The following is a 15,790-nucleotide window of genomic DNA, read 5'->3' as shown; positions in this document are numbered from 1 at the left end:
GCCGTGGGACCACCCGCCCCGAGGCGACCGACGCCGGACCCCGTCGGACCCGCTTTCACGGCGACCGGCTTTACAACCTCCGCCGGACCCCGCCCAGCCCATGGGTCAGCTCTCGCGCCGGGCCGCGCCGGCGACCGAGATGTTCAGGAAGCGCGGTACGGGACGCCGCCGGGACCGGAACTCCTCCGCCACCGCGCCGCGCACGGCCGTACGGCGGTGCTCGGGCAGCATCATCAGCAGGCTCCGCGGGGCCGGCCCCGCCCCCGGCGGCCAGATGCCGATCGCACCCGCCCGCCGCGCACGGTCTGCGGCCGCGCGCAGGTCCGCGGCGCGCTCCTCGGCTGTCCCCGTGCCCCGGGCAGCCATCAGCACCAGCCGCGCCCCTGAGGCGGCCGGGTCGAAGGGCACGTGGCGGGGCCGCTCGCCACCGAGCAGCAGCGCGCTGCCCTTCCAGGCGTGCAGCACCGCACTGCGCAGCGCCTCGTCACCGGGCGGCGCCAGGGCACGCAGCACCGCGGCGATCCGCTCCCGGTCGGGTGCCTCGCCGTCCGGCGCGTGCGCGTGCGCGTCCGCGACGGCGAGGGCGGTGGCGCAGTCGGCCGGTTCGGCGAGGGAGAGGCCGGCGGCCTCGGTGAGCGTGCCGTGCACGTGCAGGTCGGTGCCGTGGCGGCCGTACCCGGCCTCGGCGAGGGCGCGCAGCACGGCGTACGGGCGGACCGCCCACGGCGGCACGTCCGCGGGGCGTCTCCCCGCGAGCGGCAGCGTGCAGCTCTGCGCGGGGTGCCCGAGCGAACTGAGCCGCACCTGCCCGTCCGTACGCGGGGCGGCGGCCGCCGCCACCGGCCACCCGGCAGCGGCCACCAGCCCCGGCGAACCGAGGTGGAAGGCGTGCGGGGCACTCCACACGGCAGCCGGCGCCCGCCCGTGAGCGGCCTCCAACGCGTACGCCACCAGCCGGAACAACGGATCGGCGGTGGCCCGCCGGGCGAGGGAGCCGGCGTCGGGGGCACACGGGTCGGAGGAGCCGGCGTCGGGGACGCCGGAGCTGGGGCTACCGGAATCGGGGACGCAGGGCTCGCGGACACCGCGGCCGGGAGAGCTGGGGTTGGGGATCCCGGAGTTGAGGCCGATGCCGGCAGCTCGGGGGCCGACGGGTGCCGGTTCCGTGCGTCGGGCGTCGTCGTGCTCGCGCCCGGCCGGATCCGGGTCGACGTCTCGCGAGGCCGACGGTTCGGCTCCAAAGCGCTCCGTGCTGGCGGTGCCGGCCCGTGTGGGGCGGGGACTCATGCGTCAGCCCGCCCTTCGGCAGCACCGGCCGGCACGTCCGCACCCGTCGCACCCGCGGCACCGGCTGCACCCGCCGTGCCGGCGGGTTCGGCCGTGCCGGCGGATTCGGCCGTGCTGGCGGAAGTCGCCGTGCCGGCGGGTCCGGTCGTGCCGGCTGCGCTCGCCGTACCGGCGGCACTTGCCGTGGCGGTGGGACCGGCTGTGCTGGCTGCCGCGCCTGCCTTGAGGGCGGAAGTCGCCGTGCTGGCGGGACTCGCCGTGCTGGCGGGACTCGCCGTGCTGGCGGGACTCGCCGTGTCGGCGGGAGTTGCCGGGGCGGTGGAAGTTGCCGTGCCGGTGGGCCCCGTGGTGCCGGCGCAACTCGCCATGGCGGCCGGAGCCGCCGTACGGCCCGGCCCCGGCTGAGCGATCGTGCCTGCCTTGTCGGCCGAAGCCGGCGTGCTGCCGGGGATTGTCGCGCCGGCGAAAGCCGTCGTGCCGGCGGGACCTGCCCCGCCGGCGGAGGTCGTCGTGCTGGTGGGGCTCGTCGCGTCGGCGGGAGTTGCAGTGTCGACGGGAGTTGTCGTCTCGGCCGAAGTCGCCGGGGTGGCGGAACGTGCCGTGCTTGCGCAACTCGCCATGGCGGTCGAAGTCGCCGTAGGGTCCGGCCTCGCCTGACCGGCAGCACCTCCCCTTCCGGCCGAAGCCGGCGTGCCGGCGGGACTTGTCATGCCGTTCGACTCCCTCCTGCCGGCGGGGATCGTGGTGTCGGCTGGGCTCGCCTTGCCGGCCGAAGTCGCCGGTTCGGCGGAAGTCGCGGTGCGGGGCGAACTCGCCGTGCCGGCGGGACCGGCACCGTCGGCCGGGCCCGCTGTGCCGTTCGGACCCGCCGGGCCCTCCGGGCCGCCCGCACGGCCGGTGTGGGTCGTCCCGCCCGCACTGTGGGCACCGGCCGCACCCGCCGTGCCGCCCGCATCGGCCGTGCCCCTCACCTCCGCCGCCCGGGGCCACGGTTGTGGTGGGGCGGGGTGGTCCAGGCGGGCGGCCAGGCGGTACGCGTTGCCTCCGTCCGTGCGGCGGGCCGCGGCGCTGCGGAGCAGGTCCAGGGCCGCCGCCGCGGCCAGGCACGGGACGGCGGCCGTCCGTACCGCCAGGCGGGCCGCCCGGCGGGGGAGGCCCGGGGCCGGCCCGGCAGCCCAGGGGGCGTCCGGGTCCGGGGCCAGGCGGTTCACGGCCAGCGCCACGGCCCCCACGAAGTCGTTGTGCTGGTGGGCCCGGCCGTGCTCCTCCGCGACCACCGTGAACCCCCGCTCCGCCAGCGCCCGCCGCAGGTTCTCCGCCGGCACCAGGTGCTGGTGCTGCGGCTGGAACCACGGCAGCCAGTACGCCCCCAGCAGCCGCGCCATCCGCGAACCCGGATCCGGCACCTCCACCAGCAGGTGCCCGCCCGGCACCAGCACGGCCGCCGCCGCGTCGAGCTCCGCGAAGGGGTCCCGCGTGTGCTCCAGGTAGTGGTACATGCTGACCGCCTCGTACTGCCCGGCCAGCTTCCCGGCGAGCTCCGGGAACTGCCCCTGGTAGCCGGTGCCGACCCAGCCCCGCCGCTCCGCCTCCCGCACCCCGTCGCCCATGTCCAGCCCGTCGAACACGGTGTCCGGCCACACCTCCCCGGCCACCAGGCAGAAGTGGCCGTGTCCGGTCCCCACGTCCAGCCAGGACACCGGAGAGGCGAAGGGGCGCAGCATCTCCGCCCGCGCCCGGTAGTGCGGACCGAGCCGCCCGAAGACGGTGCCCGCCCCCTCGCGCCCGGTCCCGTCGTAGAAGTCGCGGTAGTAGAAGTCCAGGCCGGCCGGGCTCAGCCGAGGGTTCTGGAACACGTGCCCGCAGGCACCGCACTCCTCCAGCGTGAACAGGCCCGGCTTGCCCTGGAGCAGGTCGGGCACCCGCACGCGCACGGACAGCCCGTCGGCCCGCCCGCACCACGGGCAGTCCGTCCGGCGCTGCTCGAAGAAACGGCCCGTGCCGCCGGCGAGTTCGGCCGCGTACTCCGCGGCGCGCCCGGCCCGCGCGTGCGCGTCCAGCGCACCCCGCACCGCCCCGGCCACCCGGACCTCGACGGCCGCACGCAGACCGGTGCCCAGCGCACGCAGCGGACGCGCCGCGGTGGCCCGCCCCAGCCCGGCCGGCCGGAGCGGGCCGCCCGTGCCGAGGACCAGGTACGGCTGCGCCCAGTACAGCGCGGCGGCCGCGGCACCCCAGCGGCCGTGCCGGACGGCCCCGACGGCCAGCAGCGCCAGGCCGCCCAGCTGCGCGGCGGTCAGCGCTCCCGGCGGCAGCCCCTGCGCGCACAGCTCCTCGACGCGTCGGCCGGGTGCCGGCACGGGCGCGGGCGCGCGGAGGCCGGGCGCGACGGCCAGGTCCGTGGCGTCGGCGGCGTACCCCTTCAACCGGCGCCCGAGCGCGAGGAGTTCCGGCACCGACCGGACGGCGTCGGGGTCGGCCCCGGCCCGGCCCAGCACCTCCTCCGTCACCAGCAGCGCGTACCCCGCACCCCGCCCCGCGCCGAGCCGGTCCCGCCGGTACGCGGCCGGGTCCACCAGGCGCAGCAGCCCCAGGGCCCGCTCCGCTTCCAGGTCCCACGGGAGCAGCTCCAGTACGCGCAGCCCCTCGCGCCCGGCGTGCGCGCACGCGGCCCGCAGCACCCCCGGGCCCACGACCACGCCTTCGGCGGTGAGGAGCCGGTACGGGCCGGACGCGGAGCCGCCCGGCTCCGAGTGCCTTCCGGGCTCCTCGGGTGCGGCGGATTCCCCGGGTGCGGCGGGTTCCCCGGGTGGAGTGGGGTCCCCGGGACCGGCGGGCCCCGCGGGTTCCCCGTACGGCGCTACGGGCGCCAGCACCGGCAGGGCGCGCAGCCGCGCCCGGGCCCGTACCGTCCCCGCGGCCAGCGCGACGAACGCGGCGGCGGACACCCAGCGGGTGCGCGGCGAAGGGCTCATGTCAGCTTCTCCAAACGGTCGGCCGCGGCGGCGGCACCGCCGGCCGCGGCGAAGGAGGCCTGGATCCTGCGGGCCGCCCGGCGGTAGCCGGGATCGCCGAGCACCCCGGCGACCGCCCCGTACAGCTCCTCGGCCCGGGGCCGGCCGAACCGCACCCGCACGCCCGCGCCCGCCGCCACGACCTGCCGGGCCACGATCGGCTGGTCGTCCCGGATCGGGGCGACCACCAGCGGCAGCCCGTGGGCGAGGGCCTCACACACCGTGTTGTGGCCGCCGTGGCCGACGACCGCGTCGAGGTGCGGCAGCAGGTCGAGCTGGGGCACGGAGTCCCGGACCAGGACGTGGTCCGGCACCGGGCCGGTCAGGGCGGCGGCGGGCGCGGCCAGCACCACCTGCACCTCGTCCCCGAGCCGCTCGGCGGCCGCCAGCACACCGGCGTAGAAGCGGCTGCCCGCCTCCTGGTTGAGGGTGCCGAGGGACACCAGCACGCGGCGGCGGTCCGGGTCCAGCCGGGACCACGGGAACTCCGCGGCGGGCGGCCGCGCGCCGAGGGCGGGGCCGACGAATGCGTAATGGCCCGGGAACCCGCCGTCCACACCCATGAGTTCGGGGGTGGAGTAGATCAGCACCAGCCGCTCGGAGAACCTCGGGTCCCAGCCCGCGGGCGCCGGCCACCCGTACTCGGCCACCAGCTCCGCGACCTGCCCCGCCACCCACTCCCCGACCCTGGGGAAGTCCGCGAAGGGGCGGGTGAACTCGGCCGAGGTCGTCGCGGAGGTCGCCCACGGCACCCCGAGCCGGCGGGCCACCAGGGGGCCGGCCAGGGCCTGTTGGTCCGCGACCAGCACATCGGGACGGAAGGAGTCGACCGCCCGCACCACACCCGGCACCATGGCGCGGGCGAGCGGCAACAGCGCCTCGCTCCACAGGAAGCGCAGCGCGGCCACGCCGCGGAGGTCACGCCAGTGGGCGTGGAGCGCGGCGTAGCCGGCGGCGGGCGCGGGCCCGGCCGCGGGCCCGCCCGGGGCTGCGCCCGCACCTCCGCCGCCTCCGCGACCGCCGGTCTGCGTGCCCTCGTACCCGCCGGCGTCGAACAGCCCGGCCCGGGCGGGCAGCAGCCGGGACAGTACCTCCGCCGGGCCGGCCCACGCCGTCTCGTGCCCCCGCGCCGCCAGCTCGGCGGCCACGGAGAGCGTGGGGTTGACGTGCCCCGCCAGCGGCGGGACCACGAAGAGGAACCTCATGGCACCATCGCTCCCGTCCCCACGGCGCCGGCGGCACCGCGGTCGCCGGCGGCACCGACGGCGTCCACGGACGGCACGGCCCTGGCGGCACCCTCGACACCCACGGTGCCGGCGGCGCCCCCGGCCCGCACGGCCGCCCGGACCGCCCCGAGGTGCCCGAGCACGGCATCCCGCAGCGCCCCGCTGCTCTCCTTGAGCACGTCGTGGCCGAGATCAGGCAGGATCCGCAACGAACAGTCCGGCGCGTGACGCGCCAACTCCTCCGCACCCGGTACGAGTTCGGAATGCTCTCCGCACACCACGAGCACCGGGCAGCGCAGCCGCGCGTAGTCATGCGGGCCGAAGGTCCGCCCGGCGGCGATGTCGTCGATCAGCGACGTGCGGTTCAGCAGCGCGTCGGCGATCGCGGTGAGCCGGGCCGCCTTGCGCAGCCGCAGCGAGGACAGTTCGGCCGGCACCCGGCTGTCCTCCAGGCTCAGCGCGGCCACCGACAGCGTGTCCGTCATCCGCTCGACCCACGCACCGCTCAACGGCGGTTCCAGCAGCGTCAGTCCGGCGACCAGGTCGGGCCGGGCCAGCGCGGCGTGCACGGCGAGCGTGCCGCCGTAACTGTTGCCGACCAGGTGCACCGGCCGGCCCGCCGGCCCGACCGCCGCCAGCAGACCCACCAGGTCGGCCACGGCGGTGCGGCTGTCGTACCCCTCCGGCGGACGCTCGCTCATGCCGTGGCCGCGCAGGTCGTAGAGGACCACCTCGTGGCCGGCCCGGGCGGCGGGCACCGCGAGCGGGCAGTAGAAGCTGGACAGGTTGTCGACGACGAGGCCGTGGAGGAAGACCACGGCGGGGCCGGGTGCCGAACCGTCGGGTTCGGGCTCCGGTACGGGGAGCCGCTGCACGTGGAAGCGCAGGGCGTTCACGAGGATCTCGGCCATGGCGGGCGCCGGTCAGGCCGCGGACGCCGGGCGGGTGCCGGCGGCCGGGGCGGGACGGGCCGCCGGGGCGGTACGGGCGGTGAGCGCGGCCCTCGTGACCCGGTCGATGTGGGTGACCAGGTCGCCGACCGACATCGCGAGGATCTCCTCCATGTCCTTCTCGGCGAGGAACCCCATGAGGTCCACCTCCAGGCCGTAGCGGCGGTGCAGGAGGTCGGCGAGGGCGACGAACTCGATGCTCTCCAGGGCCAGGTCGTCGTTGAACGTCGTCTTCATGGTCACCTCGTCGGCCAGCAGGAACTCGTCGCCGACGACCTCGACGAGCATGCGGGTGATCTCTCCGAGCGTGCCGGTCGCGGCGCCGTCGGCGGACTCCGGCGCGGGTGCGGCGGGGGTCCGGGTCGTGGTGGGGTGGGCGGCTTCAGGGCACATGCGGGGTCTCCGTCGGTAGGGGGGTGGAGGCGGGGGTCGGCGGGTTCGGCCCGCCAGGGCGGTTCGGGCCGGGTGGGCCGCTCTGGCAGAGCGCGCCGCTCTGACCGAGAGGGCCGGGTGGGCCGGGTGGGCCGGGTGGGCCGCTCAGGCCGAGCGGGCCGGGTGGGCCGGCTGTGTGGGGATGGCCCGGCGGAGTCGGTGCCGGGGCCGGAGGGCTCGCGGACGGCGCCGGGGAGTGGGGCGCGGACTGGGGCGGGGACGGGGACGGGGACGGGGACGGGGACGGGACCACCGTCCACGCCACCACGTGCGCCACCGGGTCGGCGCCGGGCCGAGCAGGTACGTGCAGGACCGCGGTACGTACGAGGCGACGGCGCCCGCCGGGCGAGGCGACGTACAGCTCGCCACGCCCCGGGGCAGCGGCGACGCTCCACTCCCGCGGCCGTCCGCGGAGCCCGGTGCCCTCTGCCTTGGCGGCGGCCTCCTTGGCGCACCACAGGGCGGTCAGCGCCAGGGCCCGCACCGGGCCGCCCGGATCCACCGCCAAGCGGCGCGTGTCCGGGCTGACGCTGTGGCGGTGGTCCGGCCCGGGGCCGGCCGACCCGCCGCCGTTCGGACCAGCGGCGTCCGCTCCGAAGCCGACCGGCCGGGAGTTGCGCGGCTGGTCGGGGTCTGCTCCCGAGCCGGCCGGCCAAGTGCCGTCCGGTCCGCCGGCGGCCGGTCCGGCACCGACCGGCCGGGTGGCGTCTGCTCCTGAGACGGCTGGTCGGGTGTCGACCGCCTGGTCGGGGTCTGCTGCCGAGCCGGCCGGCCCGCCGCTGACCGGTCCGGCAGCGACCGGCCCGGTATCGACCGGCCAAGTGCCGTCCGGTCCGCCGGCGGCCGGCCCGGCACCGACCGGCCGGGCGGCGTCTGCTCCTGAGGCGACCGGCCAAGTGCCGTCCGGTCCGGCGTAGGCCGAGGGCCGGCCGGGCAGACCGCCGCCGGTGCCTCCCGCCAACCCGACGGCCACGAGGCCACCCTCACCCTCCCCGCCCCGGCCGGCGCCGTCCAGGAGGTCGCCGATCTCGGCCTCCAACCCCTCCGCCAGCCGCAGTTCGTCCGGCGTGAGGGCGATGCGGGCCAGCGCGCCGGGGTCGTCGGTCACCGTTTCCACGTCGATGCCGACGGACTCGGAGGGATGGGCCATGGCCACGGCGAGCAGCCCCTTGTGGGCGAGGGAGAGCCGCAGGCCGGCGGCGAGTCCGCCCGCTACCGGCCGGCCCGACGCGTCGTTTCCGACGGCCACCTCGGCCGGGAACACCGGCCCGGCCCCGCCGTCCCACAGCAACTGCCGCAGCGCGTCCTTCGCGGCGATCCGCCCGAGCAGCCAGGCGGACCGCGCCCGCGGCCCCAGCCGCTCGTACTCCGCCCGCTCGGCCCCGCCCAGGTAGCGCCTCATCACCAGCCCCTGCGAGGCCGGGTCCGTCCACCGCCTGGCCGCCGCGCACCAGCCGCCCGGCTGCGGCTCACCGATGCCGCAGACCTCGGGCGTGAACTTCATGGGCCACACGCGCTCGTCGGCCGCGAACCTGCGGTACGTCCAGTCCTCCAGGCGGGCCCGTACGGTGCCGTCCTGCGCCCGCAGCTCCACGTCCCCGCGCACCGAACCGTCCCGGACCTCGCGGATCCGGGCGGTCGCGGCCAGCAGCTCGTCGGCGCGCGGCGCGGGCCCGTAGAGGCGGATCCTCTCCAGGGCGGCCGGGAACACCAACCGGTCGTGCGTGAGCCGCAGTTGCATCCAGTGGCCGAGGAGCTGACCGGCCGCGTCCAAGAGCGCGCCGGGCGCGGGGAGGGCCCGCAGCACCCCGCGGATGCCGTCGTCGCCGACCGCGGCGACCTCGTGGACGCCCGCGAAGCGGGGGCCGTGGAACATCCACCGGTCGCGGTACAGGGCCTCCGCGTCCACGGGCGCCGGCCGTTCCGCGGTGAGCGGCGCCGGGTCGGCGTACGGGGGCGGCGCTGGGCGCCCGGGTGCGAGCAGTACGGTCACACTCGCGCAGTCCCCGATGCGCACCCGTACCCGCCCACCGCCCACGGGCCGGGCCGTGATCCGTACCTCGGCGGCGGGGGCCACGGGAAGCCAGCGCAGCGCCCGGACCTCGTCGTACCCGACGACGACGGCGGGCCCGCCCGGCGGAACGGTGCGCAGGGCGGCTTCGGCGGCCAGCTCCAGCATGGTGGTCATCGGCACCACGGGGAACCGGTCCGCCGCGTCCGGCCAGTCCTCCGGCTGGAGGTAGACGCAGTGGTCGACGACGTACGGCAGCGTCCCCAGCGACAGCACCCGCTCCTCGACCCACACGTCCCCCTCCGCGCTCTCCGGCGGGGGCGGCGGACGTCGGGCGGGCGGATGGAGCGTGCCGGGCGTGGGCGGTCCCGAGGCGGGCCGGGCGCCGGAGGCCGCGGACGGCAGTTCCGCCCAATACGGCGTGTCAGGAAGGGAGTTGGGTGTTGCGACGGACGCACCCGGCCACGGCGGACCGGCTGGCCGGAGGCCGGGGAGCGCGGACGGCGAGCCGGGGAACGCGGGTCCGGCGGGCCGGGAGCGGGCGGTCGCGGGAGATCCGGGCCAGGGTGGGGCGCCGGGCACGGATGACTCTGCCGACCGGATCGGGGCACCGGCTACGGGAGGGGCCCCGGACCCGTACCGGCCGCCGGGCACGGCGCCACCGCCCGCTGCAGGTCGAGCCGCGGACACCGCCGCGGCGGCGGTCGTACGGCTCCACGCCCCGGCGACCGAGGCGGTCGCGGCCCGCACTTCGTCGAGGACGGCGTCGAGCGCCGCCAGCACCGCGGGACGCCCGCCTCCGGAAACTCCGGTGCCGGGACGCGGGCCCGCGTCGGCCACCGGGCCGGTTTCGCCCCCCGTGCCGTTCTCCGTTCCGGTCCCGGGCCAGGCCCCAGGCCAGGCCCCGGGCCCGGTCCCGGGACCGACCCCGGGCCCGGATGTGGTCCCGGATGTGGTCCCGGTCCCGACCGTGGTCCCCGGCGCGGCTACCGTGACCCGCAGCGCGACCGCCGCCGCACCGAGCCGCACGAGGGGCGACCCGAGATCCAGCACCACCCCGCCCCTTGCCTGCAGGCTGGTGCCCGCAGCGAATTCGCGACCCACAAGCGCGGTTGCAACCGGCTCGATGCCAGAGGCAGTGCCCGTACGCGACGTCGGCGCCGTGCCCGCGACCGTGGCCACGCCCGTACCGGGACAAGGGCCCGATCCTGCGCCCGCATCCGTACCCCCGCACGCGCCCGTGCCGATGCCCGTGCGCGAACCCCGGCCGACGCTCACGTCTGCGGCCGTGTTCTCCTCCGCGCCCGTCGCCGAGCCCGGGCGTTCATCCTCTGCAGCGCCTGCGGCGGGAGCCAGGTCTGCGCCTGCGTACGCACCCGCACCCGCACCCGCACGCGATCCAGAGCCTGCGTTGTCGCCCGTGGCGTGGGCCCCGTCCACGCTCGTGGTCACGCCCCCGCCCCGGCCCGCGCCTGCGCGTGCCACAACGCCCGCGTCCGTGCGCGCGCTCGGGCGTCCTCCCGAACTCCTGCCCGGGCCCGCGCCCGCTCCCGAGCCGGTCCCGGTGCCCCGCTCCGTGTGCGGGGCACCGCCTGCGCCCAGGCGGGCGTTCGCGTCCGGCCCGGCGCCCGCGCCCGCCTCGTGCGTGGCCGCCCTGTGCGGGGCCGTGTACGCCGGCGAAGCCTTGTCCCATGCCAGGGTGGAGGCCCGTCGGTCATCAGCCCCGGCCGTGCCCTCGGAGCCCGAGCCCCGGCCGGTGGCCTCGGGGGCCCGCTCCAGCAGGGTGCGTACGTCTGCCGGCCGGCCGTCAGCCGGGCGAGGCCCGGTGGCCGCCTCGCTCTCGGCGCCTGCGCCCGAGGCTCCGTCCTGGGGGGAGTTCCCGTCCGGCGCAGGGCTCTCGGCCCAGGCGGTCCCCGAGCCGGTGCCGCCGCCCGGGCCCCGCTCCGGGGTCACGGTGTCCGGGCCACGGCCCCGCGGGGAGCGCGTGCCTGGCGGTGGAGTGTTGTCCGGGTGGGCGCCGGCGTCGGTGCGGCGGTCGGTGCCTGCGTGCGGAGCCCCGTCCTGCGGGCGGCCCAGGCCTGGCGGCGGGGTGTCGGCCGCGCGGGTGCCGGCGACGGTCCCGCTGTCGGTGCCCGCCTGAGCCTGAGCGGCCCTGCCTCGCGGGGTGTCCGGGCCCGGTGGTGGCGGGTCGGCCAGGCCGGCGCCGGTGCCGGTGCCGTCATCGGTGCCGGCCTGCGCGGCCTGGTCCTGCGCGGCCTCGTACTTCGCGGCCCGGTCCTGCGGGGCGTCCACGGCCGGTGGCGGCGTGCCTGCCGGGCACGTGCGCACGGCCGGCCCGCCGGCGGGGGCCGCGTCCGGGCCCGCCGCGCCCTGCGGGGACCGGCACGGAGCGCCTCCCGTGCCGCGCGGCGGAAGCGGCGACACGGCGGGGGCCGTGGGCCCGTACGGAGCAGGCGGCGGCGCCAGCCGGTCCCACGCCGGCGTGAGGCCCTCCGTCCACAGGGCCGCCGCGAGGTGGCGGAGGGAGGCCAGGTCGCCCAGCCGGGGGACCGACGCCCCCACCGCCAGGTGCTCCCGGCCGCGCAGCGTGTCCTCCACGAAGCCCGGCAGGCTGCCCGGCCCCACCGCGACGAACGCCCGTACCCCCGCCTCCTCGTACAGCCGCAGCACCAGCCCCCGGAAGTCCACCGGCTCCAGCAGGTGACGGACGACCAGCTCGCGCACCCCGTCGGCGTCCGGGGGGTACGGGGCTCCGGTCGTCGCCGACCAGACCGGCACCCGCGGCGCCCGCAGCGGGAGGCGCCGGAACGCGGCCCGCGCCTGGTCCAGGTACGGCTCCCACATCGGCGTGTGGAACCCGGACCGGAACGGCAGCTCCTGCCCCGTCACCCCCTCCGCCCGCAGCCGCGCCAGCACGGTCGCGACCTGCCCGGGATCGCCGCACACCACCGACTGGTGGGGGCAGTTGTCGTGGCTGACCACCACCCGGTCCAGCCCGTGCAGGGCCCGGCCCGCGCGCGGCGCCGCGCAGCCCACCGCCGCGTACACCAGGTCCGGGACCTTCAGCGAACCCGGCCGCAGGGAGCCGAGGAAGGTGTCGGCCGCCTCCTCCGGGTACATGCCGGCCACCACCATCGCCGCCCACTCCCCGAGGCTGTGCCCGCCCAGCAGATCGGGCCGGAGCCCCAGGGCGTCCAGCGCGCGGGCGAAGAAGCGGCCCGCGGCGATCGCGTCGAGGGCGCGTTCCATCAGCTCCCCGCCGCCGGTCAGTGCGGGCCGGGGGAGGTCGAGCTGCCGGGCCACGTCCCCGGTCTCGGGCGCGAACTCCGGCTCCAGGCCGGGGAAGAGGAACGCCGTGCGGCCGCCGCCGGGCTCCTCGGAGTGCGGGCCGAGCAGCGGGCGGGGGGTGAACCACACCCCGCCCCGCCCCCGCCAGGCCCGCCCGCGCTCCAGTACGCGTACGGCCAGCGCGAGCCGCTGCGGCGTCGGCCCCACCACGGCGAGCCGGCACGGCCCGTCCGCGGAGTACGACCCGCCCGCGGCGTACGGCCCGGCGCCGACCGCGCCGAGCGCGCCGACCGCGCCGACCGCGCCGGTGAGCCCGGCGGCGACATGGCGCGTACTGCCGCCGGGGCCGGCCTCCGTGGCGCGTACGCCGGCCCGCCCCTCACGGTCGGACCGGACGGAACCGAGATCCCGTCCGGCGTACGGGCCGCCCACGCCGCCGCACCGGCCGGTGCCCTCGTGAGCCGCGCTGCCGGATCCGCCGTCGGGACGGTCGTACGGGCCTGGGGCGGCGCTGCCCGGCCCGTTGCCGGCACCGCCGCGCCCGCCCCCGGCACCGCCACCCGCAACTGGCCCGGTGTGGCCGGCACCGCCACCCGCACCGGCCACGTACCGCTCCAGCCGCCACGCGAGCTCCGCCGGGCTCTCGCCGGACAGCAGCAGCACGGACTCCCGCACGACCGGGCCGGCCGCCTCACCCGTGATGCCGGGGCCTGCGGCCCGCAACAGCCCCGAAGCCCCCGGCAGGCCCTCTGAGGCCCCCTGGCCCGCAGCACCCGTGCAGGCCTCCGCCTCCGCATGGCCCGCGGGACCCTCTCGGCCCGATGCCCCCAGGCGGCCCGGGGTGGGCTCCCGGCCCGCGTCGCTCGCGGTGACCGCCTGGCCCGCGCGGCCTGCGCTGGTTTCCCGGTTCACGCCGCTCACTCCGCTCGCGGTGGCCTTCCGGCCTGCGTCGCTCGCGGTGGCCTCCCGGCCTACGGCGCTCGTGGTGGCCTCCCGGCCCACGTCGCCTGCGGTGGTTTCCCGGCCTACGGCGCTCGCGGTGACCGCCTGGCCCACGCGGCCTGCGCTGGTTTCCCGGCCCGCGGCGCTCGTGGTGGTCGTTGTGCCTGCGGCGGTTTCCCGGCTCGCGCCGCTCGCGGTGGCCTCCTGGCCCGCGGCGCTCGCGGTGGCCGCCTTGCCCGCGCGGCCTGGGCTGGTTTCCGGGCCCGCGGCGCTCGTGGTGGTCTCCTGGCCCACGCCGCCTGCGGTGGTTTCCCGGCCTATGGCGCTCGCGGTGGCCTTCCGGCCCGCGGCGCTCGCGGTGGCCGCCTTGCCCGCGCGGCTTGCGCTGGTTTCCCGGCTCGCGCCGCTCGCGGTGGCCTCCCGGCCCGTGGCGGCCTCCTGGCCCACGCCGCCCGCGGCGGACTCCCTGTCCGCGGCTGTCGCGAGGGCCGCCGTGCCGGCGCCCTTGCTCGCACGCACGGCGCGGCAACCACCCGACGCCAGGTCCGGGTCCGTCCCCGCCGACGCGTCCCCGTGGGGCCTGGCGCCGGACTCGGCCCCTGTACCCGACCGGGCAACGTTCGGTGAGGCGGCGTTCTCGCCGCCCGGTGAAAGGGCCGCCTTGCGGTGCCGGGCGTCCCCCCGGGCGGCGGCACGCGTACAGGCTTCCCCGCCCGTCCCAGCCGCCGCGCCCGCCGTATCACCGTCGTGGGAGCGTACGTTCGCCCCGGCGCCCGTGCCCGTGCCCGTGCCCGTGCCAAGAATCGGACGCGGACCCGTACCCGTACCCGCGGCCGCACCGGCGCCTGTACGCGCCCCCGTCCCCGGCAACGCTCCCTCTCCCGGCCCTGGGCCGGAGCCGTCGCCCGAGCCCGCCTCCGGACCCGCCCCGGCCCCGGCACCCGCACCTGCCTCCGCGCCGGCCCCGGCACCCGCACCTGCCTCCGCGCCGGCCCCGGCACCCGCACCGGCCTCCGCAGCGGCCCCGGCACCCGCACCCGCACCGGCCTCCGCACCGGCCCCGGCACCCGCACCGGCCCCGGCACCCACACCCGCCCCGGCACCCGCACGCAGCCCCGCCCCGCTCCCCGCCACGGACGCCACGGACGACGCGGCCGGCACGGCGGACCGTGGCTCCGGGGCCTCCTCCAGGATCGCGTGGGCGTTGATGCCGCCGAAGCCGAACGCGTTCACGCCCGCGCGGCGCGGTGCCCCGCCCGGCGGCCGGTCCCACGGTTCCGCGGACGTCACCGGACGCATCCGCGTGCGGGCGAACTCCGCACGCGGTTCCTCCAGATGGAGCGTCGGCGGCAGCACCCGCCCGTGCACCGCCAGCGCGGCCTTGATCAGCCCCGCCATCCCGGAGGCCTGCATCGCGTGCCCCACCATGGACTTGACCGAACCGAGCGCCACCCGCGGAGTGCCCGTGCGCGCATCGGCCGGCCCGAACACCCGCGCCAGTGTCTCGAGTTCCACCGCGTCACCCACCGGCGTCCCGGTGCCGTGCGCCTCCAGCAGACCGAGAGCGTCCGGCTGCCCCGGGTCCAGGCCGGCGTTCCGCCAGGCCCGTTCCAGTGCCCGTACCTGCCCCTCCGCCAGGGGGCTCATCAGGCTGGCCGCCCGGCCGTCGCCCGCCACACCCACGCCCCGCAGCACCGCGTACACACGGTCCCCGTCCCGCTGCGCGTCGGACAGCCGCTTGAGCAGCACCACCCCCGTCCCCTCGGACAGCAGCGTCCCGTCGGCCCGCCGGTCGAACGGCCGGATCCGCTCGCTCGGACTCAGCGCCCGCAGCTGCGTGAACACGCTCCACAGCGTCGCGATGTGACAGTGGTGCACCGCCCCGGCCACCACCAGGTCGCACCGCCCCGAGGCCAGCAGCCCCACCGCCTGGTCCACCGCGAGGAGCGAGGACGCGCAGGCCGCGTCCAGCGTGTACGCGGGACCGTGGAAGTCCAGCCGGTTCGCGATCCGGGCCGCCGTGAAGCTCGGCACCAGCCCGATCGACGCCTCCGGCCGCTCCGGCCCGAGCGCCTCCTGGAAGGCGGCCCGCACCGCCGCGATCCGCGCCTCGTCCAGCTCGGGCGCGATCTCCCGCAGCGTGGCGGCCAGTTGGTGGGCCGTACGCACCCGCTGGTCCAGCCGGGCCGTGGCCACCCCCATGAACCCGCCCCGCCCCAGGATCACCCCGATCCGGGAACGGTCGGCCGGCAGCTGGTCCGGCCCGCCCGCGTCCGCGACCGCCTCCGCGGTCGCGTGCAGTGCGAGCAACTGGTCCGGCTCGGCACCCGCCACCGCACTCGGCATGATCCCGAACCGGGTCGGGTCGAACACGGCCGCCCCGTCGACGAACCCGCCGCGCCGGCAGTAGAAACGGTCGCTGCGCGCCGGGCCCGTCGCCCCCTCGGGGTCGTAGTACACCTCGGGGTCCCACCGCCCCGGCGGCACGTCCCCGATCGCGTCGGCGCCCCCGAAGAGGTTCCGCCGGTACGCGGCCAGGTCCGGCGCCCCCGGGAACACCGCCCCCATGCCCACGATCGCCGCGTCGTCCGGCCGCGGCCCGCTCCCGGCCCCCGCCACCGACCTGCTCCCCGCCCAAGC

Annotated in this window: 6 protein-coding genes; all 6 read right to left on the bottom strand. The window is 78.4% G+C overall.

Annotated features, from left to right (window positions below):
- Nucleotides 1-105: 105 nt before the first annotated feature.
- The 6 genes from ACIQUQ_RS33860 to ACIQUQ_RS33835 are packed head-to-tail and all read right to left on the bottom strand — an operon-like array spanning nt 106 to nt 15,718.
- Complete coding sequence (locus ACIQUQ_RS33860) at nt 106-1,287, bottom strand: galactokinase (protein WP_403983762.1); 1,182 nt, start codon at nt 1,285-1,287, stop codon at nt 106-108.
- On the bottom strand, nt 1,284-4,262 hold the full coding sequence (locus ACIQUQ_RS33855; RefSeq protein WP_403983760.1) for a methyltransferase domain-containing protein: 2,979 nt from the start codon (nt 4,260-4,262) through the stop codon (nt 1,284-1,286). The genes ACIQUQ_RS33860 and ACIQUQ_RS33855 overlap by 4 nt, the downstream gene beginning before the upstream one ends.
- On the bottom strand, nt 4,259-5,506 hold the full coding sequence (locus ACIQUQ_RS33850) for a glycosyltransferase (RefSeq protein ID WP_403983758.1): 1,248 nt from the start codon (nt 5,504-5,506) through the stop codon (nt 4,259-4,261). The genes ACIQUQ_RS33855 and ACIQUQ_RS33850 overlap by 4 nt, the downstream gene beginning before the upstream one ends.
- Nucleotides 5,503-6,438 carry an alpha/beta fold hydrolase gene (locus ACIQUQ_RS33845; protein WP_403983757.1) on the bottom strand — a complete coding sequence of 312 codons (936 nt, stop codon included), beginning with the start codon at nt 6,436-6,438 and terminating at the stop codon, nt 5,503-5,505. Before ACIQUQ_RS33845 ends, ACIQUQ_RS33850 begins: the two co-directional genes overlap by 4 nt.
- A gap of 12 nt (nt 6,439-6,450) precedes the next feature.
- Complete coding sequence (locus ACIQUQ_RS33840) at nt 6,451-6,870, bottom strand: acyl carrier protein (RefSeq protein ID WP_403983755.1); 420 nt, start codon at nt 6,868-6,870, stop codon at nt 6,451-6,453.
- Complete coding sequence (locus ACIQUQ_RS33835; RefSeq protein WP_403983814.1) at nt 6,860-15,718, bottom strand: beta-ketoacyl synthase N-terminal-like domain-containing protein; 8,859 nt, start codon at nt 15,716-15,718, stop codon at nt 6,860-6,862. Before ACIQUQ_RS33835 ends, ACIQUQ_RS33840 begins: the two co-directional genes overlap by 11 nt.
- Nucleotides 15,719-15,790 lie beyond the last annotated feature (72 nt).

Origin of the sequence: Streptomyces sp. NPDC101118 (genome assembly GCF_044759445.1) — a bacterium.
Classification (GTDB): Bacteria; Actinomycetota; Actinomycetes; order Streptomycetales; family Streptomycetaceae; genus Streptomyces.
The sequence above is the reverse complement of the archived record's forward strand: the minus strand, read 5'-3'. Positions and strand labels throughout refer to the sequence as shown.